Genomic DNA, 23,866 nt, shown 5'->3' with positions numbered 1-23,866 from the left:
ATATTAATTGAAGTTATTAACCTCATAATATATATTTTATTTTTTATCTTGGTTTAAATGTAATTTAAACAGGATTATCATTTTTATTTCTAATTCCTAATGTACCCCAATTAGAAACATCTATAATTATATCTTTATCATTGCCTAAATAACGCCAAATATCAAGCAATAATCTTGCTGAAAAATGAGCAAATACTGTTTTTGAAAATCTAATTTTTAATTTTATATCATTAGTGTAATACGCTTGTAAATATGTTTCTTTAATTTTTTCATTATCATTATTAGATAATTTTGTTATTTTAAGTGAAAAATTAATATTTATTTTCTTTTGATTATCAATATAACTATTTTTGTAATTACCACTTGGCAAACCATCAGTATAAGCAGTAGCAAATGTTTTAATATTATTAGTTATATTATCAGTATATAAAGTTATTGTATTATCAAAATTAACTTTATCAGTTTGGGATGAACCTTGCTGATTTGCAACATAAAAATCTATTAACGAGCATACATTATTATTACAAGAAGCAATTCCTCCAATTATATTAACATTCCTATTAGGAATAAATCATTGTATCTTAGGTTCTGAACATTCAACTTGTAAATTATTTAGATTACTTATTTCAATGGTTTTATAAGTATCTGTAAATTTACTTATACTTTGAATAGTTGGGTCAATTTGTTTTAAATCAATTTCTACTTCGTAATAACCATAATTAAATTCATCAGAAAATAAATCAATTTTTGTATAACTTGAAGATATTGATTTTTTACATTGTGCTGGTGCTGTAATTTTAGTTTTTAATGGTTGAATTGTATTAGCATCTCAAATATCTTTTGTATAAGTTTTATAATTATATGGAATTGGTGGCAAGACATATTGTGGGTAATTAAATGTTGGTATTTCATAATCATGTGGTAATAAGAAACTAGTTTTATAATTAGTTGTCATATCTCGTAAATAATTATTTAAGGTACTTTTTGTTTTACCTCTGAAACTCCATACTGATAAACGTAAATAATCTTCTTCATTATTGGTATATGGGTTATCAGCATAAAAGATAATTTCAAAATTACCTTTATATAATGCTTGTATTGAAAACATATCAATAATATAACTACAATTTGTCCCATCTGGTGTTTGTAAGAATTCACAATCATTATCTTCTTCACTATAACTAACTGGTGTTTGAGCATCTACTACTGTTGTAAGTTCATTAATTAAATAAACTCGGTTAGTTTTTTCGTTTAATTGTTTTAGATTATATGTTGAATAAACTATATTATTTGTTGGTTTACCACCCTTAGTTAAAACAGTACTTACTAATTTATCAGTTAATAAAGTGGTAAACCCGAAGCTAGTGGCATTTGCTCCAAAAATAGCACCAACTTTATCATTACCTTGTTCTCTAAATATTTCAAATGGTAAATAGCATTTACCTTTTGATTTTTCAGACCAAAAAGCATCATTATAAAAACTATAAATATTAGCACTCATAAAGCCATTAAGTCATTGAAAATTAGGTCAAGTTTTTTCATCTTGATTAATAACTCAGCCCCAAGGAATACCAAACGAAATAAAGTTTAAGAATTTACCAACTCCGCCTGGTATCGTAAAAGGATTAAAAACTAACTTTTGTGTATAGTTTAAAGGTAATATTGTTATTTGACGGTTAATAAAATTATTCATATTTAAAATATCTCAAACATTACATGAACCCATTTTATTGTATTCAATTTGAACACTACCAACAGTATTACCAAATTCATCTTTTCTTCTAAAATATGATGATGCTTGGGTACTAATAATATTATCAACCTTACCACCTTTTACCTCTATTTGACTTGGTGGCGTTATTTTTCAATCTTTTGATCAATAAAATTTAGAGTCCTTATTTTCTTCATTAATAGTTGTTCCAACAACGGGATTAGTTGCTGTTGAACTTGCATTATCTGTTATAACAATACCTTCACTATTTTTTTGTTTTCAAAAGTCATATCTACTTTCCATATCTTTTTTTCAATTTTCATAACCGGTTATCATTGTTGGTTGAATCCCTTGAATGTTATATCAACTTACTTCTGGTGATGCATAAGTATTTACTTTATCAGGCGGACACGGATACATGTTATACATTAATAAATCTCGTGAATTCATTACTTTTGGATTAAATTGACCTTTAATAATTGGCCGGCCAATAACGGGCATATCAAAAAAGATCGGATTACCATAAAATTTAACTGCCATTGCTCTAACACCGGGGTCTTTTAATAACATATCATCTAATTCAACAATACCTTTATTTGTTTTCTCATCATAAGTTATTTTAGGAAAACAATAACCTTCCCCAGGTGCTGATGTTTGAATAAATTGTCGTACTGATAAACCACTATTACTAATTTTGTCATTAATACTTGAAAAGGTAATTTCTTGTCATAAAAAACTACCATCTCATGGTGAATAATAATTAATAACATTTGATGGATATAATCATTGTCTATCTTGGGGAGCAATATTTATATTACCTCCACCAATATTTAATCCATGGTCATTAAAAACCGTATAAAAGTTATAATAATCATTAATATTTAATTTATCTGCATCTTCATCTAAAATTAATAAAGTATATTGTCTTTCAGTTGATTGCTGAGTAAATACTTGTTCAAATTTAGCTTCACCAAATTGAATCGAACTTCTATCATCAATCATATAAGCATCTCAATGTTTACCAACTTTAACTTCTTTTGTATAAAAATTATCAGCTTTATTATCATTATTAATAAAATAACTTATTTTATATTGCTTTAAGTATTCTAACATTCTATTAATATCATAAATATTTTCCCCATCAATTAATTTTCAATAAACATTATTATTTTCATCTTTTAATTTTATCGCGAAAGGTGTTTCATTATTGGCTCATATAGTTGAATTAATTGATTGTTTACTAAAATCATCAATTGTTAAGATATTAATTTCTTCACCTTTATGTTTTTGAACTATTTTTAAACTATCTTGTCATTGAGCAATCGTACTTTCCATATTATCAAATATTCTTGAATAACTACCATAATCACTAGGCTTTGCGTTATTAGGTTTTCAACCTGTTTCAGTATCAGGAATATATGAACTATAAACATTAAAAGGAAATACCATTCAATGTCTATTATCTTTTATATTTTCTCTTATATCTATTAAAGTATCGTGGGCTTGTCTTCTTAGTTCTTCGATAACTCCTGGGTTAATTCTACTCATTTTTTAATTCTCCTTTATTTCTGTTCTACCTTGCAAGGTATTTTGATTATTACCAGTTTCATCATATTCTAGTAATTTATTATTATGTTCAATTTCTTTGGCTTGCATTTTATTTTGTCATGCTTCTACTTTCTCAAAATATTTTGTTGCTTCTAATTCATCAATATTGTCATATTCAGTTATAGCTCTTATTGGTTCCATTGTGCCATTATCTAATCTAGCAGTAATTAATTCATTTTGTCGCATTTGGTCAACTAAACTAGCACTAATAAAATCAAAACCATAAGGCCGTTCACCAATACCATCTCATAAACCATAATATTTTAAAACAGTATCAAACATCTTAGTATAATATTGCTTACGATATGCTTGTAAATATGCTTGTTTTTCTAAGTCTTTTGTTTTAGTTAATAATGATTGTGTTTTATTTTGATCATTATCTGATTTGTCCCCAAATGGGCTAGAAAAATGACATGCTAAATATACTTGCTCAATAATTGATTTTTGATCTTCGGTATATGTTTCTAATGTTGGTGCACCTTGTACTACTTGTAAAGATTGTGATGATGTCCCATCTGCTGCCGTTTGACCTGATTGAATGAAAATATCATCAAATACATCTTGTAATGCTTTTTTATTTCCCATATTGTAAGCATTCATTAAACCATCATCTAATACCCCATATCAGTGCGTACGATTAGCTCATCTTTCTTTTGATTTAATATTAAAACTATCTTCTAAATCAAATTGTAATTTATAACAATTTGCCATTGTAGGTCATGGATTTAATGTAGTTGAAGTTGATAAGAACAACGGATTAGGTTCATTTATCATTTCTCAAAAAGGTACTATTCCTAATTTATTTTTAAATTCTTGAACTAAAACAGGTCTAACATCATCTTTAATTTGTGTTTTACTTTGTCCAACAACTACCTCATTATTTTTTGGTCAACCTTTAATAACTATTTTATCTTTGGTACAAATTAAATTTAAAATAAACCCACTATCTGATTGATGATAATTTAATCAAATATCAGCTCCTTGTTCAATTTCATTTATTTTACTTACACGAGATGTAAAGTTAAAAGGGTTAATTCATAAATCAATATTTCCATCACTAGTTTCTAATAAACCGAAAATAGTTTTACCCATTAAACTTGCTGTTAATTCATTTTTATCTAATTTCTCTTTTATTTTATAATTTTCATATCATCAATTTAATTTTTCTAAAATGTCTTTACGATGAGACTTAAATAAAATATCTTTACCGTTTATTAAGCGCATTTGATGACGAGCAATAATATTTGCTAAATTAATTGTTCAATCATAATTATAAAATTTTAAAACACTATTAATATCATTTAAGTTTGGTAAACTAGGGAAAGTATTATTCATGGTTATTTTGCTCCTTTAATTTTAAGATAAGTGCATAATTAATAATATTTACTGTTAATAAATTTGGCTCATTTGCTAAAACTTGAACACATACTTTAACTTTTTGATATTTTTTAATATATTCGTTATATAAATTTAATTTACATATTGCGATATTATCTTTTTTTAATTCTTGACAAAGTCTTTTTTTAACTTGTCCACAAACAGACATATAAGGTCTTTTTGCATTTATTACACGTTCATCATGGATTACATAAATATCTTTTTTCATTAAGTTATTCACTCCCTTTGTTGTCATAATTTATAATCTGCTGAATTATTATGTTTAACCATTGGTATTAATTCAAAATGTAAAGCATAAAAATCACTATCAAATGTATCATCATATAAGTCTAACATTCGTTCTTCTCTGGCATCTGGTTTATCTTCTCATTGAATTAATTCATATTGGGTTTTACTTACAGGACATTTTTCTCATAATCATTTTAATTGGTTTGTATTTATTAACATTGTAAATGCTTCAATCCGATGTCTTATTTTAAATTTCTGTTTTTGTGCTGGTTTAAATGTCATATATTGCCCAAAAGTATAATTATATTTTTCTCTATTTAAACTTTGTAATGTTGAATATGCACTATCATCAACATTTATTGATATACCTTGTTGTATTAAATTAAAATATTGATTTAATTGATTGTTATAAAACTCTAAAATATCTTTTACTTGTTCTAATTCTGTTTTAAATTGCTGTGTAGCATTTGAATGCGTATACTCAGAAGCTTTATAAGCTTTTTTATCAAATGAATTATATAGTCAAAAACTAGCTGATGTTGTATGTCCCTTAGGACTGGTCGCGTTAGCAATATCAACACCACCTAATAATTTCGTTGGTTGAATAATATCTGTTGCTTGCATAATATCAATATATCTTGCAAAAATTGAACCACTAGTATTACCGGGCAATCCTCAACTCCACACTCTTGCTCTTTCAATATCTAATTGTTCTAATCTTAATTGTTCATTAACTTTATCTTGTGGTAATTTATAATTAAGTCTTCAACTAGAATAATGAATAATAATTTTCATATTTCATTTTTCAATATATTTAATTTGTTCATATTTAATACGCATTATTTCTTCATTAAAAGATAATAATTCATTACAATAGCCAACAATATATCTTTTTAAACTTTCAGGATTACACGTATTAATTGTTATTTTATTTTGATAACCACGAATAGCAAACTCTAAATCACTTAAATATTTTTGTTGAAATTGGTCACATTCTTCTCTTCAATCAATTACTAATTTATACTTATTCAAATCAGCAAAGGCTTTTAATTTTTCTTTTCGACTTGGTGAATGTAAACCTTTACAATATATTTTGCTACCATTTGATAAAGTAAAAGTAAAATTTGATAAATTAATACTATAAGGAATATTATTTTCATCTAACATATTTCATATATTTTGAAATACACTATCTTTTAAATCTTTACTCCAATACATACTAGCAATTATACAAATTGGTTCTTTAATTAATAAACTAATTTTTAATAATTCACCAAACATTTTAATATTTGATATAGTCTTACCGCTATATCGTGTTCCAATTTGATTAATTTCATTAACTAATTCATATTTCTTAACAAATGGATATTTATTACCAATATTACTATTTTGTAATAACCAATAAGGCGTTTCTAATAAATAAGTAAAATGATTAAGCATTATTTTCAGTTTCTTTTTTAATATCTCTAATATCCGTTTGTAAATTAACAATTATTGGTTGTTGATTATTTAAGTTTAATTCTTTTTCAAGTTCTTTTTCTTGCAGTGAATATTTATAATTAAATGCACGCTGTCAATATAACCTAGTACCTTCTGGCGTTTTAACCATTTGTTTAATAAGCTCACTTTCTATTTTATCAACTTGTTTTTCAAGTAAAGGAACTATCTTCTCGCTCGCGTAACTATCATATCTTCACTTGCGAGAAAGATTTAATTTATTGGTTAAATCATTCAAAGTATAGGGGATATTAGGTGATTTATCACGTCAAAACTGCTCTATTTTACGATAAAATGTTCGTAAACTTGCTGTTTTTGGATTAAATTCTTTCATTTTTACTCCTTTTTGCATACTAAAATTGCTATTATTTAATGAATATGATTAAATAAAAGAGTAATTAATAACTATAAAATGTAACAAAGAACCATCGCGGTTCTTTTTTATTATTTATATTTTACATCAAAATAAAAAAAAGTAAAGTAATTTACTTTTTATTTTAGTATACAAGCATAAAGAGATACAAATTCGATACTTGTTACATTATAATAATATATCTTTAAAATTATTTGTCAATACCTTTTTTTAAAAATTCGTGTATAAATGAATTTAAACAAAAGAAATGGATGTACAAATATATGCAAGATTATACACATGTAAAATTTGACGAACGAAGATTTATTAAGGATTTATTGTTATCTGATAGTTGCAAAAAGAAAAATGGAACGATTAATTTATCTGAAATATCAAGGCAAACGGGAAGAGATATTAATACTGTTAAAAGAGAAATTAATAGATTTAAAAATATAGAAGATTATGATGTTGGTAAAGCACATAATGATTATTTAAAAAAACGAAAAAAATCTATTAAAAAGCCCCCCAAATTCACAGAAGAACAAAAAGAATGACTAAATTTACGATTTAATATTCTTCATAATTCACCAGCACAAATTATTCATCGATATTTTATAAAGTTTGGTGTTAAATTTCCTGCTTGTGTTAAAACTTTTTATAAATGAATTGACTTAAAATTATTCGGTTTAAATAAACAAAATTTACGCCATCATGGTAAAAAATATAAGAAAAAGGGGGAATATGATAATCGTGGTAAATTAAATAATTTTAAATCAATATTAGATATTGAAAATAAGCAATCTAATGTTGGCTGATTTGAAATGGATACCGTAGTTGGAAAAGACCATCAATCTAGTTGTTTAGTTTTAGTAGAACAATCAAGTAAAAATTACTTTGTAATGAAATTAAAAAATCATACCGCTAATGAGGTTTTAACAAAATTTAAAGATATGATTGTAAGTAATAATTTAATGGGTAAAATGAAAGGAATAATAACAGACCGTGGGAAAGAATTTAGTAAATGAAGAGAAATGGAAATATTTGCTGAAACACAAGTTTATTTTTGTGACCCTGCTTCACCACAACAAAAACCATTAATTGAATATATGAATGGTGAATTTAGACATTGATTTAAAAAAGGAACTGATTTTAATAATGTTAGTCAACAAAAAATAGATTGAGTAGTTGATGTTATAAATGATAAACTTCGACCGTGTTTAAACTGAGTAAGTGCAAAAGAAATATTTTTACAAAATATTAAGTAAATTTTTATTAATTAAATTTAATAAATTATTTTTTAGTGTGTCAAAATATGTTCAAAATAATAACAATTTATAAATAATTTATTTTTTTTAAAAAATATTTGCATTTATTTTAAATAATGTTATTATCAATTTAACAAGAGATACAAATTTGGAGCTTGTATCTACACAATGCCTTTTATTAATTGCAGCATTTAAATTATCAATTACAAGTTTGTTATTATTAAATTTTGATCATTTTACATCAATAATTTCTTTAGTATATCCATCAATTATTGTTGATTGATAATGTTTTTTACCATTTCAAATTAAATAAGTTACATCAGTAAATAAAATTGAAAATCTTTCTTTAATATCATTAAAATTACGATTTACTAAATCAGGATATTTAATGATATTTTTATTTCTATTTTGTTTTATTAATATTTTTCTACGCATACGCTTTACATATTCAGCTTGAATATTATTTTCTTTCATAATTCGTAATACTTTCTTAGCATTATAAACAATACCATAATCTTCTTTTAAATATTTGGTAATTCGACGATAACCAAATTGTTTTAAATTTTCTTCATAGACTTTTACAATATTCTTTAATGATTCACTATCCTTACCATTACTTGAATAATTTTTATATTTATCTCAATAACTACGCTTTAAATCTGTTACATCAAGTAATAAATTTAGTGGATATTTATTAATGTTTTCTTTGATAAAAAATACAATTTTTCTTTTATTTAATTGTAAAAGTCATGAAGCTTTTTTAGTAATTCATACCTAACTTTGTAATAGTTTAAATCTCTTTTTCCTATTTTTTCTTTTGGACCTTTATTGATGTTTAAAATTCTTTTCTTAAAATTTTCATACCATGAAGCAACAGTTTTTTTATTAATTGCATATTTTTTTGCAATAAAACTTATACTATTATTTTTAACCTCTTGTCCTATCCTTTTTCGAAAATCTGCTGTATATTTATTAAATTTTTGTCCTTTTCTTGCCATATAAAAATGCACCTCCTTTAAAATTTTAGCAAAGACTTTTTTTCTTTACTTACTTTTTTGGGTGCAGTCTACTATATATATGATTGTTTCTGATTTTTTTCTTGTCATTCTCGATAATATTCATCAATTAATATTTTTAATTCCGGGACAAGGTCCTCTTGTTTACATGATTTATAAATTTTCCCTTTTTTAAAGATAATACCACCATTTTTTCCCCCAGCAATCCCTAAATCAGCTTGTTTAGCTTCTCCAGGTCCGTTAACAACACAACCTAAGATGGCAATTTTCAATGGAATTTTCATATCTTTAGTATATTCTTCTAATTCTTTAACAACTGGAAAAAGTTCATATTCTAATCGCCCACAAGTTGGGCAAGCAATAATATCAACAATGTTATCGTATAGTCCTAATGAATTTAACATTCGTTTGGCAACTTCAACTTCGGCAACAGGATCAGTTGATAAACTAATACGAATTGTATCACCAATGCCATTAAAGAGAAGAGGTGATAAACCACTACATGATTTAATTGTTCCCCGGTGATGACTTCCAGATTCTGTAATTCCCAAGTGAAGAGGATAATTTCATTCTTGACTAGCTAAGGTATAAGCTTCAATCGCCATTAATGGTTCAGTTGCTTTTAATGATAGAATAATGTCATAAAAACCAAGATTTTCTAAAATTTCAATGTGTCGTCATGCACTTTCAATCATTGCTTTAGGTGTTCAACCATATTGATTAACAAGATCCAATGGTAAACTACCAGAGTTAACCCCAATTCGAATTGGTATTTTTTTTTCATGACATTTTGCCACAACTTTTTTAGTATTTTCAATACTACCAATGTTACCGGGATTAATTCTAATTTTACTAATTCCAACATCAGCTGCAATCAAAGCAAACTCATAATTAAAATGAATATCCGCCACTAAAGGACAAGGCGAACGTTCAACGATTGTTTTTAATGCTGCTGCATCATCTTTTCCTAAAACAGCAATTCGAACAAGTTCACAACCTTCTTGGTATAATTGGTTAATTTGTTTTAAAGTTCTTTCAATATCGTGGGTTTTGGTATTAGTCATTGATTGAATGACAACTTTATTTTGACCACCGATTTGGACATTACCGACCATTATTTTTCGTGTATTAATTCGTTTATTTATCTTTTGCACGTCCTTATCTTTTTAATCTTTTTGTTGTGGCATAGGAGTTTTGACTACCAGTAGGGGAGTTGAAAAAACCAAATATACTAAAGAATCCATACTTCGATACATTACATATAATTATTGCCTTATTTTAAAATAATTTCAAAGTAATCATACGACTAAAAGCAAATAAATTCAAGACAAATTTTTAATTTTTTCCTTATCTTGTGATAATTTCGTAATAGTTATCTAGCAAAAATTTCGCAACCATTTAAAATTAAAAATGGTGATAACAATGGAAAGAAAAATAACAATGAAAGAACAACATAAATACAAAACAATTGAAAAAATTATTAACAATAAAATATCAAAGCAAAGAGCTGCAAATATTTTACACTTATCAATTCGTCGCATTGAACAACTTATAAAACTTTATGATCCACAAAATAGTCAATCATTTGCTCACCATTCTCGTGGAAGGATAGCTCACAATAAAACAAATCCACAAATTTGTGAAAAGATTATAAATTTATATAAAACTAAATATATTGGCTTTAATTTTACTCATTTCAAAGAAAAATTAATCGAAAATGAAGGAATAAACATTTCATATTCAGTTTTATACAAATTAATGTCCTTAAATCAAATTAAAACACCTCGAAAGAAAAAAATAAAGAAAAAAGATAAAACCCACCCTTTAAGATAACGTCGAAAATGTTTCGGCGAACTATTACAAGCTGATGCCAGTGAACATCATTGATTAGGACCAAATGGTCCAAAATGATTTTTACATGACGCAATTGATGATACAACAAATACGGTTGTTGGATTATATTTTGCTTGTCAAGAAACATTACAAGGTTATTATAATGTTTTACATAAAATTTTACGAAATTATGGAATTCTCATGACATTTTATACCGATAAACGAACAATCTTTACATACCAAAAAAGTAGTGATAAAACCGAAGAAAAAGACACCTTTACTCAATTCAGCCGATGCTGTGATGAATTAGGTGTCGAAATCATAACTACTTCAATTCCCCAAGCAAAGGGACGAATTGAACGTTTATGAGGCACTCTACAAGATCGCTTGAAAAATGAATTAATTCTCGCAGGAGTAACCACTATTGAAGAAGCAAATACATTCTTAAAAGAATTTATAACCAAATTCAATAAACAATTTGCCATTCCTATTGATTATAACAATTCTGTCTTTGTTGACGCTCCTAATAATGAAAAAATTAATTTATTTTTATCAATCACTTCAACGCAACAAACAGACAATGGTTCATCAATTAGTTATAACAATAAAAAATATATGGCTTATAATAATAAAAAGTTAAAAGTCTTTAATTCAAAAACAAAAATTACAGTAATTAAAGCATTTGATGAAACATTATATTTGCTGAATTATACTTGCACTTACAAGTATAATTCAGCATCAATATGGTAAACGTTGAAAATATAATAATGAGAAAATAAGTAATCATTTACGAGATGCCATTATTATTGCTAATTATGAGGTTTAATATTATGAAAGAATCATATAATCAAAAAACAGGAAAATATTATTCTTGTAAAATTCGAAATGTTAATATTTACTTAAATAAAAATGAAGAAAAAATTTGAAATAAATTATCTAACTTTGATACTTATTCACAACGAATAGAATATCTTATTAATTTTTATATAAGTCACAACAAAGAAAAATAAAAAAATAACCTTAATTGTTTGCGATGTTTCTACAAATTTTTTTATTTTTTTGTTATAATGAACCAGAAGATTTAAAGGAGAAAAAAGATGGAGAATTCAACGAGAAAAGTAATTTTAGTTGGATGTGGAATGGTTGGAAACAGCTTTTTATATTCAGCAATGAACAGAGAGATTGCACAACATTATGTGTTAATCGATGCATTTCGACAAGCAGCGGAAGGGAACGCAATTGATTTATCTGATGCTGCTGCTGTCTTAGAAAACCGTTTTAGTACAATTAAAGCTGGTGATTATAATGATTGTAAAGATGCTGATTTAGTTGTTATTACAGCTGGAAGATCACAACGCGATAGGGAAACACGTTTAGATATGGTTGCTGATAATGCAAAAATTATTCAAGATATTGCTTTACAAATTAAAACATCAGGGTTTAAAGGAGTTACTTTAATTGCTTCAAATCCAGTTGATGTTTTGGCATCAGTTTATCAAAAAGTAACTGGTTTTGCAAAAAATAAAGTTATTTCTTCAGGAACAACTTTAGATTCAGCACGTTTAAGAAGATTAGTGGGGAATAAATTAAATATTGCTCCAGCTAGTGTTAATGCTTATGTTTTAGGAGAACATGGTGATTCATCAGTTTCAGTTTGATCAAAAGCTTCAATTATGCAAAAATCAATTGCTGATTTTGTTGCAGAAGGGAAACTAACCGAAAAAGATCTAGAAGATATGCATCAACAAATGATGAAAATGGCTTATACAATTATTGATTTAAAAAAATCAACTTTTTATGGAATTGGAGCGTGTTTATCATCAATTGCCAAAGCAATTTTAAATGATGAAAGATCAACATTTTTAGTTGGGGCAAAGTGTGAAGGGGAATATAATGTTACTGGAACACATATTGGAATTCCGGCCGTAATTGGGGTTAATGGAATTGAAGAAATTATTGAATGAAAATTAACTAAAGAAGAACAAGCTAAATTTGAAAAATCAGCAGCACAATTACATGAATCCTTAACGTTTGCTCTGGGGGTTTTAAAATAGGAAATATATAAAAATAGACTGCACCCTGTTTAGTAAGTATTAATAAAAAGTATTTACTATTTTTTAATTATATCTTTTTCTTTACGATTTGAATATCATATATTAGACTTCTTGCGATACTAAGATAATCATTGCAAATTAATTCATAAAGAAAAAATACAAATAGGAATTTATACTGCATAGTTTCAGATAACTGAGAATTTTAATTAAAAAATGCTTTCATTTCATATTGAAGTGGTGGCATTTTTAAATTTAAAATTTTTCTTTTTTCATTATAATGAATTATATAATTATCTACAATATTTTTTACTTCTAAAATATTGTAGATAATTATATAATTCTGGATAGGTTACAATAAGTTGGACTAGACTGCACCCAAAAAAGTAAGTAAAGAAAAAAATTCTTTGCTAAACTTTTAAAGGAGGTGCATTTTTATATGGCAAGAAAAGGACAAAAATTTAATAAATATACAGCAGATTTTCGAAAAATGATAGGATAAGAGGTTAAAAATAATAGTATAAGTTTTATTGCAAAAAAATATGCAATTAATAAAAAAACTGTTGCTTCATGGTATGAAAATTTTAAGAAAGGAATTTTAAACACCAATAAAGGTCCAAAAGAAAAAAGAGGAAAAAGAGATTTAAACTATTACAAAGTTAGGTATGAATTACTAAAAAAGCTTCATGACTTTTACAATTAAATAAAAGAAAAATTGTATTTTTTATCAAATAAAACATTAATAAATATCCACTAAATTTATTACTTGATGTAACAAATTTAAAGCGTAGTTATTGAGATAAATATAAAAATTATTCAAGTAATGGTAAGGATAGCGAATCATTAAAGAATATTGTAAAAGTCTATGAAGAAAATTTGAAACAATTTGGTTATCGTCGAATTACCAAATATTTAAAAGAAGATTATGGTATTGTTTATAATGCTAAGAAAGTATTACGAATTATGAAAGAAAATAATATTCAAGCTGAATATGTAAAGCGTATGCGTAGAAAAATATTAATAAAACAAAATAGAAATAAAAATATCATTAAATATCCTGATTTAGTAAATCGTAATTTTAATGATATTAAAGAAAGATTTTCAATTTTATTTACTGATGTAACTTATTTAATTTGAAATGGTAAAAAACATTATCAATCAACAATAATTGATGGATATACTAAAGAAATTATTGATGTAAAATGATCAAAATTTAATAATAACAAACTTGTAATTGATAATTTAAATGCTGCAATTAATAAAATTAAAAAAATAAAAAAAGAGCTAAATAAAACAATAATTCATTCAGATCACGGATATCAATATACATCTAGAGATTATAATAGTAAATGTTTAGATAACAAAATTATAATTTCAATGGGTAAAAATTATCATTGTGCAGACAACATTATTATTGAAAGTTTTCATTCATTACTTAAAAAAGGAACAATCCATAATAAAAATTATAAATCTCATAATGAATATATTAATGATGTTAAAAAATGAAATAAATGATATTCAAACCAAAAAGAAAAAGATATAATAAATGAAAGTTTGTAAACCTTTTTATTAATACTTACTAAACGGGGTGCAGTCTAGACCATATTTATGTGGACTTTCAAATAAAATATAATTATGAAGAAAGTAGGAATATAAAAATGGGAAGAAATTCATACACCGATGAATTTAAAAAACAAATTGTTTTACTTTATCAAAATGGTAAAACCATTCTTGAAATTTTTAAGGAATATGGGATGTCAAAATCAGCCGTATATCAGTGAATTGAAAAATTAAATAATTATGGATCTTTTAAAGCAAAAGATAACCGCACTGTTGAAGAAAATGAACTTGATTGCCTTGCGGAAAGAATTAATCCAATTACGAATGGAAAACGACATTTTAAAGCAAGCGGCACTGATAATCGGCAAAAAATAGAAATTATTAACAATAATAAAGAAAAATATTTCGTGCGAAAAATGGGTCAAATATTAAAGATAGCAAAATCAACATATTACTATCAAATTAATAAATACGCTACGGTTGATGTTAATAATTATGAACAAGAATTTATCAGTGCATTTAATGCTAGTCGTAAAATTTATGGATCTCGTAAAATTAAAGCTATTTTAACCAGAAAAGATATTATCTTATCGCGAAGAAAAATTCGCCAAATTATGATTAAAAATTAGTTATTATCTAAATACACCAAATTAAAATATCGTAATCATAAGTCAATGGTTAATAACGACGAAATTAGCAACGTTTTAAACCGTGAATTTAATAATAAACAACCAAATGAAGTTGTTGTTAGTGATTTAACATATGTTCAAGTTGGTGCTAAATGACATTATATTTGTTTATTAATTGACTTGTTTAATCGTGAAATAATTGGCTATAGTGCCGGGACAAACAAAACAGCCCAACTAGGACAAAAAGCCTTTTATTCAATTACAAGACCATTAAAACAAATTACGTTGTTTCATACTGACCGGGGTAATGAATTTAAAAATAAAATCATTGATAATATCTTAAATACTTTTAACATCAAACGATCATTAAGCAATAAAGGCTGTCCTTCTGATAATGCTGTGGCTGAAACAACTTACAAAAGTTTTAAAACGGAATTTATCAAGGGGCAAAAATTTATAAATTTAACCCAATTAAAATACAAATTATTTGACTTTGTGCATTGATATAACAATATTCGAATTCACGGTAGTTTAAATTATTTAACACCTGTTGAATTTAGAAAACAACAGTCCATATAAAAAGTGTCCTAAAAAGGGTTGCCAATCCAAGTTGTTTTTTGGAGGTTCATCGTACACGATGCCATTTGTAATTTTTTTTATTTTTGTTAGTATCGCAAGAAGTCTATTAAATCAGGATATTTAATTATATTTTTATTTCTATTTTGTTTTATTAATATTTTTCTACGCATACGCTTTACATATTCAGCTTGAATATTATTTTCTTTCATAATTCGTAATACTTTCTTAGCATTATAAACAATACCATAATCTTCTTTTAAATATTTGGTAATTCGACGATAACCAAATATTTTTAAATTTTCTTCATAGACTTTTACAATATTCTTTAATGATTCGCTATCCTTACCATTACTTGAATAATTTTTATATTTATCTCAATAACTACGCTTTAAATTTGTTACATCAAGTAATAAATTTAGTGGATATTTATTAAGGTTTTCTTTGATAAAAAATACAATTTTTCTTTTATTTAATTGCTGAATTATACTTGTAAGTGCAAGTAAATAAAATTGCAAAAAATCTCATATAAAAATTTTATGATGCTAAGTTTATTTTAGAAAAAATAAAGCAAGGAGTTTTTATATGGGATATAAACATCTTGGCATAGATGAAAGAATTTATATTGAGAATCAATTGAAGTTTAAAATAAAAATTAGTGAAATAGCTAAAAATCTTAATCGAATTATTAGTACTATTATTCGAGAAGTTAATAGAAATAAAGATAATAATCATTATTTTTCATTAATTGCACAAAATAAAGCAGAAAATAGAAAACAATCACATATTTATTTTCATAAGTTTAAAAATAGAGAATTAGTAAAATATGTACAACAAAAATTATTATTAGGTTGATCACCCGAACAAATTTATGGCAGAATTAAAAATTTTCATAAAGAATGAATTATTAGTTTTAAAACAATTTACAATTGAATTTATTCTGGATTACTTGAAAAAGTTACTAATAAAAATTTAAGAAGAAAAGGTAAGAAACGAAAATATCAAGAAAATCGGGGTAAATTTAATGGTAAATCAATTAAAGAACGAAATGCTAATGTTAATAATCGCGTAACTCTTGGTCATTGAGAAGGTGATACCGTAGTATCATCACGAGGTAAAAGTAAATCATGATGTTCTTTCAACTAAAGTTATTAACGAAAATATTAGCCATTATTTATCAATTCTGCCAAATAATCTTGTTAAGACTATAAAATTTGATCGTGGTAAAGAATTTGCTAATTGACAACAACTTGAAAAAAATTTAAATGTGAAAATTTATTTTGCTAATGCATATTCACCCTGACAAAGAGGTACTAATGAAAATACTAATGGTTTAATTAGAGAAAAATTTCCTAAAAAATTTAATTTTTCAAATACTACTAAAAATGCAGTTCATAAATTTATATTGTCTTTAAACCAAAGACCAAGAAAAATACTAAATTATCTTTCGCCAATCGAATATTTGGTTAGAAAAATAATTTAGTTGCACTTAACTTTACAATTTGGCTTAAAATTACCTTTATGGATTTCTTTAATAAATGTTTCATCGATTTGTATTTGGCCATTTAATTTTTTAAATTTTAATTGAGTATTTTATAATTGTTTTGATTGCATTAATTTTTGACGATTATATCAAGCTGTTTTGGGTGTTGTTTTAATAAAACGGGAAATTACTTTACTAGATTGTCCTAACAATGAAATTTGAATTAATAAATTTCATTGTTCATAATTTAAATGACTTCAATAAGTAAAATGATGACGAAAAGCATCAAAACTAGCCCGACATTTTTTGCATAAATATTTTTGTTTTCCTTCGGGATTATGGCCATTTTTAAAACAATGATAAGGTTTGCAATTAGGGTATTTAATACCTTTATCTCTAAATTTTTGATCAATTTCATTTAAGCGTTTTTGTTTTTTGATTAATTCTGCTTCTTTTTTAACTTTTTCATAAAATTCTAAAAATTGATCATCTGTTAAACTATTTATTAATTCTGCAAGTATTTTTTCCATCAATTATTTACCTCTCTTGATATTTATAAAATATACCTAATTTTAGGTATATTTTATAAATATCAAGAGTTTTCGACAAAATTAAAGAAAACCCTTATAAAATATAGAGATTTGCAAGAAATACATTTTATCAAAAACCCAATAAAATCAAGGTTTTATTAAAATATCAAGAGTTTTCGACAAAATTAAAGCAAAATTAAAGATAAAGTGTTTCAAATATATTTACAATTCAGGTAAACTAAATAATGCTTTGTTATTATGACCTTCTTGGAATAAATAGAGTAATTCATATTCATTCATAATTGCAATACTCAAATCCTTTCTAAATTAATATTTATTGTTGCAACATTTTAATTTGATAAATTAAAATAGCCGTTGCAACCGATACATTTAAAGAATCAAGATGACCTGTCGTTGGAATATAAATATTAAAATCAGAATGTTTTAATAATTTTGAACTAATACCGGTTCCTTCATTTCCAACAATTAAACAAACTGGTGTATCATATTTTAATTCCCCTATTTTTTGGACTTTTGTTGTTAAACTTGTCGCATAAATTCAAAAACCTTGTTTTTTTAAAGATTCAATTGCATTAGTTAAATTATTTATCCGACAAACCGGAACATAATTAAAAGCTCCGGCAGAAGTTTTTGCAACCGTAGCATTAATATCAACTTGTCGTTTATCTAAAATAATAACACCATCAACATTAAACAAATCACAAGTCCGTAAAATTGCTCCAAAATTATGCGGATCAGAAATTTGATCAAGTACTAATAAAAAAGGATGTTTGCTTTGTAATGCTTTTTTAGTCAGTGTTGTCAAAGAATAATTTTCTGGTTTGCAAATTTCTAATACTAAATTTTGGTGTTTGTTTGTTTCAACCAGAGTTGTCATTTTATCTGTTGAACAAAAAACAACCTCAAGGTGGTGCTCTTGGGCTAATTTCAAATAATAGTCATTATGCTTTCCGGTTGACAATAAATATAGTTTATTAAGTTTCATTGTCGGATTTAATAACGATTCCACAACAGGATTAATTCCATAAATGTATATATATTTTTGCATGCTTTCTTCCTTTTCGTGTTTTATTACCCATAACTAATATTAATAAATTCTGTTATAAGTATTATAATTTAATTATTTAATTTTGTCGAAAACTCTTGATAAAATAAAAAAATAGGTCGCATAAAAAAAGAAGGGTTTTGAAAAAACTCAGAAATTGAATAAGAATAAATAAACCATCTACTAAAATGGTTTATTTATTTATAAAACCACAATTATAGATTAATTTAATTGAAACAGAGAAAAGACAGCATCTTATTTATATAATAAAAAACTTTATAGCAACTTTTTGATGTCCTCTTTAAGTTGTTTGAACATTTATTAAATTTCTTAAAAGTCTTTATAAAAAATGTACCTGTTTTTTCTCCTAATTTAAGGTGTTGTCTTTTCTCTGTTCCATTTATATTAATCTCTATTGGCACACTTAATTATTTATTAAAAAATTAATATTTAATATACGATCTTTGAAAACTTAATAGTATTTTTCGGTGTTCCAATTTTTACTATTTTGCATATTTTAAATGTGCCAAAATTTATTTTTAATATATGCCAAATTGTAAAGTTATTCATTTTTTAAAAATTTAATTTAAGTTCTATTTTATTTAATCGTTTTTATATAATTGCAAAGTAATTATTATTTATTTCACAACCTAGTCATTTTCGATTTAATTGTTCACAAGCATATGCGGTTGCACCACTTCCCATAAAAGGATCTAAAATTATATCATTTTCTTTGCTATGTTTTTTAATCAAATCGCCAAATATATTTAATGTTTTTTCTGTTGGGTGTTCTGTTTTTTATAAGATGAACCTATTGGGTTTTTAAATATTGTTTTTTTATTTTCATATTTTTTTTATATAGTTTGGTATTGGATATTTTTTAGAATAAATAATCATGCAATATTCTTTATCTTGAAAAATAAAATTATTAGTTGGCATTGGATTTGTTTTTTCTCAAAAATAAAAATCAAAATTCATATTATTTTTATAAACTCAATCTAAGTAAGCTTTAATTTGTCTTCTATTCATTCAAATTAACATAAATTTATTTTTTGAAATTCGATAAAATTCATCTAAATAAGTATTTATATCAAATGAATTATGTAAATTATTATCATAGATAGCGTTAATATATTTATTTATACTTTTTGATATTTCGCTGGAATTTATTTGTTCTTTTTTCCTTGTTGGTAAATCATATAAATAAGGTGGATCAGTTAATATTAAATCAACGCTATCATTTTCTAATGTTTTGATAAAAGATAAAGCATCATTATTTATTAACTTACCTAAATTAGTCTTAAATTCTTTCATTAAATTATCATCCTATTTTTTATTTAACTGCCAAATTGTAAAGTTAAGTGCAACTAAATTATCTTTCGCCAATCGAATATTTGGTTAGAAAAATAATTTAGTTGCACTTAACTTTACAATTTGGCAATAATAACAAACTTGTAATTGATAATTTAAATGCTGCAATTAATAAAATGCTGAATTATACTTGTAAGTGCAAGTAAATAAAATTGCAAAAAATCTCATATAAAAATTTTATGATGCTAAGTTTATTTTAGAAAAAATAAAGCAAGGAGTTTTTATATGGGATATAAACATCTTGGCATAGATGAAAGAATTTATATTGAGAATCAATTGAAGTTTAAAATAAAAATTAGTGAAATAGCTAAAAATCTTAATCGAAGTATTAGTACTATTATTCGAGAAGTTAATAGAAATAAAGATAATAATCATTATTTTTCATTAATTGCACAAAATAAAGCAGAAAATAGAAAACAATCACATATTTATTTTCATAAGTTTAAAAATAGAGAATTAGTAAAATATGTACAACAAAAATTATTATTAGGTTGATCACCCGAACAATTTTATGGCAGAATTAAAAATTTTCATAAAGAATGAATTATTAGTTTTAAAACAATTTACAATTGAATTTATTCTTGATTACTTGAAAAAGTTACTAATAAAAATTTAAGAAGAAAAGGTAAGAAACGAAAATATCAAGAAAATCAGGGTAAATTTAATGGTAAATCAATTAAAGAACGAAATGCTAATGTTAATAATCGCGTAACTCTTGGTCATTGAGAAGGTGATACCGTAGTATCATCACGAGGTAAAAGTAAATCATGTTTAATAACTTTAGTTGAAAGAACATCAAGATTTACTTTAGCAATATTAGTTGAAAATAGAACTACTAAAGTTATTAACGAAAATATTAGCCATTATTTATCAATTCTTCCAAATAATCTTGTTAAGACTATAACATTTGATCGTGGTAAAGAATTTGCTAATTGACAACAACTTGAAAAAAATTTAAATGTGAAAATTTATTTTGCTAATGCATATTCACCCTGACAAAGAGGTACTAATGAAAATACTAATGGTTTAATTAGAGAAAAATTTCCTAAAAAATTTAATTTTTCAAATACTACTAAAAATGCAGTTCATAAATTTATATTGTCTTTAAACCAAAGACCAAGAAAAATACTAAATTATCTTTCGCCAATCGAATATTTGGTTAGAAAAATAATTTAGTTGCACTTAACTTTACAATTTGGCAAATTAAAAAAATAAAAAAAGATCTAAATAAAACAATAATTCATTCAGATCACGGATATCAATATACATCTAAAGATTATAATAGTAAATGTTTAGATAACAAAATTATAATTTCAATGGGTAAAAATTATCATTGTGCAGACAACATTATTATTGAAAGTTTTCATTCATTACTTAAAAAAGGAACAATCCATAATAAAAATTATAAATCTCATAATGAATATATTAATGATGTTAAAAAATGAAATAAATGATATTCAAACCAAAAAGAAAAATATATAATAAATGAAAGTTTGTAAACCTTTTTATTAATACTTACTAAACAGGGTGCAGTCTACAAAAGTTTTACTTTATATGTCACTAAAAATAGGACAAATCCTGATGCCAGTTATCGAAAGTTAAATAAAATTAGTAAATTACAAGCAAGCCTTAAAGAAGCCTTGGTTCATTATCGTGGTTTAGGTTTTACTAACATTCAAAATTATTTAAATCTCTGAAAATGAAAATACCAACACAAAGGTTTAACACCAAACCAACAAGCAACGGTATTATATTTTAACATCTAAAAAAGTTAAAGAACAATAATAATCTTCCATCAAATTCGTTTTCAAATTGTCATATTGATGATTTTTTTTATTTTATCAAGAGTTTTCGACAAAATTAAAGAGATTTTTCGACAAAATTAAAGAAAAATAGTAAATATTTTTTATTAACACTTACTAAACAGGGTGCAGTCTTGTTTCAACAACAATTCTTTAATTACGATTAAATCAACGGTCAAGGAAAGGCTGCCCACTTCGTTTACGACGACGAGCAATTAATCATGGAATTGAAATTACTAGGGTTAAAATAATTAGGAAAATAATAAAGACAACTAAACAAATCCGGTTTGTTTTTTTCTTTAACGCTGCTAATTCTTCGGGACGAACAATTTCATAACCATAATAGCCAATAATATTTGCCTTTCTTTTTTTCGTTAAAACAATATTCGCAATATGAACCCCTAACGTTACAATTAAAATAATAATGGTAATGGTAATGGCGGTTGTTAAATCATCAACAATGCCTCAACTCCAGAAACCAAAGCGGAATTCTTCCCCGGAATGTTGTTGGAAACCATATAAAATTCCTAAAATAATACCGCCAAAGAAATAAGTTGGAAAAACCAATCAACTTAAAATAATGCTACGAACGGTCATCTTTTTATAATTATCAATTAAGAAATGAGGAATCGTGTGGTTACCCCGCATTAAATTTGAAAGATAACTATTTGTTTCAATCCGAACGCGTGATAAATCAAAAATACCAGCAAACAATAAGCCTAAAGATATTAATAAAAAAGTAATTGTTAAAAAAGGATGGGGAATATATCTGGCTTTAATTCCCATAATTGCTTCTAACTCTTGCTGATGTGAAATAAAATATAAAGCAATAAATAAATTTGTTGTCATTGTGCCAAAGAAACCAACAATAATCATAATTAAAGTGCGCACTTTTTCCGAACGAATTTCCCGCGCAATTTCCAACGGAATTAATCGATTAGCATAATCTTTACTAAAACAACGGCGGCGTTGTTTCTCGGATAATTGTGGTTGATAAGCATAACGTTTATTTTCAACATTATTTGTTAACGCCGGTGCTTCAAATTGTGTTGAGGGGGCAAAATGATTCTTTTGATAAAATGACATTGGCGCTAGCACCCCATTTCTCATCATTTGATTATCATCCAAATATTGGCCGGCATTTGCTCCACGATAATATCCTTTCGAATCATACCCTACTTCCGAACGATTAAATTGGTCATTCACAGGCATTTGATTATATGCCGGTGTAACACGAGCTTGATAAGGATATTGATGTGAATAATTATCATCATTTTCATACCCTTCATGATCATTTTGATATCCAACAAATTCCGGATTATCATAACGCCCTGATTTTTGTGGCCCGGCCCAATATTGATCATAATTAGCACTTGGCGGATATTGTTGAATTCATCGTGACAAAATCTGTTGCTGCATTGGCAGTGGTTGTGGATGATTTTGTGCAGCATCATGATTATAATATGGTTCAACATACTCTGATCGCATTTGAGGTGAGGTTGTATGCATAATATCCTGGTATTCTGGTGGATATTGTCGCTCATTATTATTAGCATAATAATTATATTGACTACTTAAATTCATCCGGCACGGATGAATTGTATTATTATTTTGATATAACATTTCCATGTTATTTAATTGGTTTTGTTTATATGCTTCATTTGGACGAAAATATTGATTTGGAAGCATATTATGCGGATGTGGGCGGTTTTCTGTAAAGCCAGAATTATTATGTTGATTTAATTCAACATTAAAATTATCACCAAAACGTTGCTCTGATTGCATTGGTGGTTTCTCATGTTGTTTATCTTTTACCATAAAAGATTTAACCGTATTGAAAAAACCCATTCTTTGTTTCACCTGCCCTAAATGTAAATAACATTGTATGAA

25 protein-coding genes and 2 pseudogenes are annotated in these 23,866 nt (G+C 25.6%); 12 read left to right on the top strand and 15 right to left on the bottom strand.

From position 1 onward, the window contains the following. Positions 1-64 precede the first annotated feature (64 nt). From ACQH23_RS02290 to ACQH23_RS02270, 5 genes are read right to left on the bottom strand one after another with little or no spacing between them, the layout of a single operon-like run. Positions 65-3,259 carry a hypothetical protein gene (locus ACQH23_RS02290; RefSeq protein ID WP_425378772.1) on the bottom strand — a complete coding sequence of 1,065 codons (3,195 nt, stop codon included), beginning with the start codon at positions 3,257-3,259 and terminating at the stop codon, positions 65-67. Between the two features lie 3 nt (positions 3,260-3,262). Continuing rightward, positions 3,263-4,654 (bottom strand): hypothetical protein, encoded by a 1,392-nt coding sequence (locus ACQH23_RS02285; protein WP_425378771.1) that lies wholly within the window; start codon positions 4,652-4,654, stop codon positions 3,263-3,265. After that, entirely contained in the window at positions 4,647-4,925 is a 279-nt protein-coding gene (locus ACQH23_RS02280; protein WP_253301740.1) for a hypothetical protein, read from the bottom strand. The genes ACQH23_RS02285 and ACQH23_RS02280 overlap by 8 nt, the downstream gene beginning before the upstream one ends. After that, positions 4,925-6,385 carry a PBSX family phage terminase large subunit gene (locus tag ACQH23_RS02275; RefSeq protein WP_425378770.1) on the bottom strand — a complete coding sequence of 487 codons (1,461 nt, stop codon included), beginning with the start codon at positions 6,383-6,385 and terminating at the stop codon, positions 4,925-4,927. Before ACQH23_RS02275 ends, ACQH23_RS02280 begins: the two co-directional genes overlap by 1 nt. After that, positions 6,378-6,776 (bottom strand): hypothetical protein, encoded by a 399-nt coding sequence (locus ACQH23_RS02270; RefSeq protein ID WP_425377651.1) that lies wholly within the window; start codon positions 6,774-6,776, stop codon positions 6,378-6,380. The genes ACQH23_RS02275 and ACQH23_RS02270 overlap by 8 nt, the downstream gene beginning before the upstream one ends. Positions 6,777-7,078: 302 nt before the next feature. Between ACQH23_RS02270 and ACQH23_RS02265 the strand changes: the two genes are divergently transcribed. Beyond that, positions 7,079-8,059: an IS30 family transposase gene (locus ACQH23_RS02265; protein WP_425377684.1), complete on the top strand. Its 981-nt coding sequence runs from the start codon at positions 7,079-7,081 to the stop codon at positions 8,057-8,059. Positions 8,060-8,146: 87 nt separating this feature from the next. Here ACQH23_RS02265 and ACQH23_RS02260 read toward each other — a convergent pair whose 3' ends face one another. The 4 genes and pseudogenes from ACQH23_RS02260 to ispG all read right to left on the bottom strand — a co-directional run bounded on the left by ACQH23_RS02260 (position 8,147) and on the right by ispG (position 10,220). Beyond that, positions 8,147-8,533 carry a hypothetical protein gene (locus tag ACQH23_RS02260; protein ID WP_425378769.1) on the bottom strand — a complete coding sequence of 129 codons (387 nt, stop codon included), beginning with the start codon at positions 8,531-8,533 and terminating at the stop codon, positions 8,147-8,149. Positions 8,534-8,554: 21 nt separating this feature from the next. After that, positions 8,555-8,620, bottom strand: a pseudogene (locus ACQH23_RS02255) (hypothetical protein); the annotation flags it as partial. Positions 8,621-8,793: 173 nt separating this feature from the next. Beyond that, positions 8,794-9,057, bottom strand: a complete 264-nt coding sequence (locus ACQH23_RS02250) for a hypothetical protein (RefSeq protein WP_425378768.1) — start codon at positions 9,055-9,057, stop codon at positions 8,794-8,796. Between the two features lie 71 nt (positions 9,058-9,128). Beyond that, entirely contained in the window at positions 9,129-10,220 is a 1,092-nt protein-coding gene (gene ispG, locus ACQH23_RS02245) for a flavodoxin-dependent (E)-4-hydroxy-3-methylbut-2-enyl-diphosphate synthase (protein ID WP_425379288.1), read from the bottom strand. Positions 10,221-10,515: 295 nt separating this feature from the next. Here ispG and ACQH23_RS02240 point away from each other — a divergent pair, with 295 nt between their 5' ends. The 6 genes and pseudogenes from ACQH23_RS02240 to ACQH23_RS02215 all read left to right on the top strand — a co-directional run bounded on the left by ACQH23_RS02240 (position 10,516) and on the right by ACQH23_RS02215 (position 15,727). After that, positions 10,516-10,908, top strand: coding sequence for a hypothetical protein (locus ACQH23_RS02240; RefSeq protein WP_425378767.1), 393 nt, complete (start codon positions 10,516-10,518; stop codon positions 10,906-10,908). Positions 10,909-11,109: 201 nt separating this feature from the next. Then, positions 11,110-11,658, top strand: coding sequence for a hypothetical protein (locus ACQH23_RS02235; RefSeq protein WP_425378766.1), 549 nt, complete (start codon positions 11,110-11,112; stop codon positions 11,656-11,658). An 80-nt stretch (positions 11,659-11,738) separates the two neighbouring features. Beyond that, on the top strand, positions 11,739-11,918 hold the full coding sequence (locus ACQH23_RS02230; protein ID WP_425377639.1) for a hypothetical protein: 180 nt from the start codon (positions 11,739-11,741) through the stop codon (positions 11,916-11,918). Between the two features lie 87 nt (positions 11,919-12,005). Further along, entirely contained in the window at positions 12,006-12,962 is a 957-nt protein-coding gene (locus ACQH23_RS02225; RefSeq protein WP_425378765.1) for an L-lactate dehydrogenase, read from the top strand. Positions 12,963-13,835: 873 nt separating this feature from the next. Next, positions 13,836-14,519: an IS3 family transposase gene (locus ACQH23_RS02220; RefSeq protein WP_425378764.1), complete on the top strand. Its 684-nt coding sequence runs from the start codon at positions 13,836-13,838 to the stop codon at positions 14,517-14,519. 98 nt (positions 14,520-14,617) lie between these two features. Further along, positions 14,618-15,727, top strand: a pseudogene (locus ACQH23_RS02215) (IS3 family transposase). An 86-nt stretch (positions 15,728-15,813) separates the two neighbouring features. Here ACQH23_RS02215 and ACQH23_RS02210 read toward each other — a convergent pair. Continuing rightward, the gene (locus ACQH23_RS02210; protein WP_425378763.1) at positions 15,814-16,242 is read right to left on the bottom strand and encodes an IS3 family transposase; all 429 of its coding nucleotides are present in this window, start codon (positions 16,240-16,242) and stop codon (positions 15,814-15,816) included. Positions 16,243-16,309: 67 nt separating this feature from the next. Between ACQH23_RS02210 and ACQH23_RS02205 the strand changes: the two genes are divergently transcribed. Next, a complete protein-coding gene (locus ACQH23_RS02205; protein WP_425378762.1) occupies positions 16,310-16,870 on the top strand; it encodes an IS30 family transposase in 561 nt (186 codons plus the stop codon). 121 nt (positions 16,871-16,991) lie between these two features. Beyond that, a complete protein-coding gene (locus ACQH23_RS02200) occupies positions 16,992-17,207 on the top strand; it encodes a transposase (protein ID WP_425377801.1) in 216 nt (71 codons plus the stop codon). Between the two features lie 110 nt (positions 17,208-17,317). On the opposite strand, the gene ACQH23_RS02195 is transcribed toward ACQH23_RS02200, so the two are convergent. The 4 genes from ACQH23_RS02195 to ACQH23_RS02180 all read right to left on the bottom strand — a co-directional run bounded on the left by ACQH23_RS02195 (position 17,318) and on the right by ACQH23_RS02180 (position 20,117). Then, on the bottom strand, positions 17,318-17,737 hold the full coding sequence (locus tag ACQH23_RS02195) for a transposase (protein WP_425378761.1): 420 nt from the start codon (positions 17,735-17,737) through the stop codon (positions 17,318-17,320). Between the two features lie 334 nt (positions 17,738-18,071). Beyond that, the gene (gene rlmB / locus ACQH23_RS02190; protein WP_425378760.1) at positions 18,072-18,806 is read right to left on the bottom strand and encodes a 23S rRNA (guanosine(2251)-2'-O)-methyltransferase RlmB; all 735 of its coding nucleotides are present in this window, start codon (positions 18,804-18,806) and stop codon (positions 18,072-18,074) included. A gap of 609 nt (positions 18,807-19,415) precedes the next feature. Beyond that, a complete protein-coding gene (locus ACQH23_RS02185) occupies positions 19,416-19,556 on the bottom strand; it encodes a DNA methyltransferase (protein WP_425378759.1) in 141 nt (46 codons plus the stop codon). An 84-nt stretch (positions 19,557-19,640) separates the two neighbouring features. After that, on the bottom strand, positions 19,641-20,117 hold the full coding sequence (locus ACQH23_RS02180; RefSeq protein ID WP_425378758.1) for a hypothetical protein: 477 nt from the start codon (positions 20,115-20,117) through the stop codon (positions 19,641-19,643). A 282-nt stretch (positions 20,118-20,399) separates the two neighbouring features. On the opposite strand from ACQH23_RS02180, the gene ACQH23_RS02175 reads away from it, so the two are divergent. The 3 genes from ACQH23_RS02175 to ACQH23_RS02165 all read left to right on the top strand — a co-directional run bounded on the left by ACQH23_RS02175 (position 20,400) and on the right by ACQH23_RS02165 (position 21,940). Further along, positions 20,400-21,350 (top strand): IS30 family transposase, encoded by a 951-nt coding sequence (locus tag ACQH23_RS02175; protein WP_425378757.1) that lies wholly within the window; start codon positions 20,400-20,402, stop codon positions 21,348-21,350. Positions 21,351-21,490: 140 nt separating this feature from the next. Further along, on the top strand, positions 21,491-21,673 hold the full coding sequence (locus ACQH23_RS02170; protein ID WP_338955504.1) for a hypothetical protein: 183 nt from the start codon (positions 21,491-21,493) through the stop codon (positions 21,671-21,673). Positions 21,674-21,814: 141 nt separating this feature from the next. Next, entirely contained in the window at positions 21,815-21,940 is a 126-nt protein-coding gene (locus ACQH23_RS02165; protein WP_425378756.1) for a hypothetical protein, read from the top strand. 189 nt (positions 21,941-22,129) lie between these two features. On the opposite strand, the gene ACQH23_RS02160 is transcribed toward ACQH23_RS02165, so the two are convergent. Continuing rightward, a complete protein-coding gene (locus ACQH23_RS02160; protein WP_425378755.1) occupies positions 22,130-23,824 on the bottom strand; it encodes an MSC_0882 family membrane protein in 1,695 nt (564 codons plus the stop codon). Between the last annotated feature and the right edge of the window lie 42 nt (positions 23,825-23,866).

Source organism: Spiroplasma endosymbiont of Polydrusus pterygomalis (assembly GCF_964030635.1).
In the GTDB taxonomy this organism is placed as follows: Bacteria; Bacillota_I; Bacilli_A; order Mycoplasmatales; family Mycoplasmataceae; genus Spiroplasma.
This window is presented reverse-complemented; position numbering and strand designations above follow the sequence as displayed.